The organism is Pectobacterium sp. CFBP8739 (assembly GCF_013449375.1).
Lineage (GTDB): Bacteria > Pseudomonadota > Gammaproteobacteria > Enterobacterales > Enterobacteriaceae > Pectobacterium.
This window is the reverse complement of the sequence record NZ_JACDRR010000053.1, coordinates 1-735: the sequence shown is the minus strand read 5'-3', so window position 1 is coordinate 735 and position 735 is coordinate 1. Positions and strand designations below refer to the sequence as shown.

Sequence of the window (735 nt, the reverse complement as noted above, 5' to 3'; positions counted from 1 at the left end):
ATGGTGTTATTTGCCCAGCCCGAACAAGATGACTGCTGTGGTTATGGTCATCATGCTGCGGATAATACGCATGAGGTTACGCAATATGCGCAGGCAGCGAAAAAGAAAGATGTGTCTTCTGCTGTTTCCCCGCCTAAATCATTTGTCGGAAAAAACGAACTGTCACCCAAGATCCCACCCGGTGTGATTAACAAGCCTCAAATACCCCCGATGGAGCCTTGGTATAAGACGCTGTTTGATTTGTTGGTTGCGACGGATGACAAACCACGCTCTCAGGCACCTGTTGCCAAATCGCTTACCGAACCTGCCGCAGAAGAGCAAAAAGCCCCCGTCGCCAGCGCTGATGTTGGTTTACTGGCTGCTACGGGAGTAATGACACAGGTCTGGGGGGAATGGTCTCTTGGTGGCGTGCTGAGTGCGGCAAGAGCAGTGCCATATATTGGTGCGTTAGCCTCTGCGCTTTATATTCCTTCGGCGGGGGAAGGCAGTGATAAGGTGCCGGGGCGAGACGAACATTGGCTGGAAGATGAATTACGGCGTAAAGGCTGGGCAGGTGAAACTGCAACAACGCGTGTCCGGTTTTTCTGGCGTCCTGATATTCATGGAAAAATGCAGGTCTATGGAGTTCATACGGGGGAAGGAACACCGTATGAAGGCGTTCGTGTTGCCAATATGGTGTGGGATGCGAAAATTCAGGGCTATACTTTCACTCCTGCGCCCGGTCTGGATGGCCCG

General features: G+C 52.2%; 1 protein-coding gene. It reads left to right on the top strand.

Features of this window, described 5'->3' with window-relative positions:
* A partial coding sequence (locus tag H0247_RS19945) for an S-type pyocin domain-containing protein (protein ID WP_255434044.1) occupies positions 1-735 on the top strand: 735 nt, incomplete at both ends.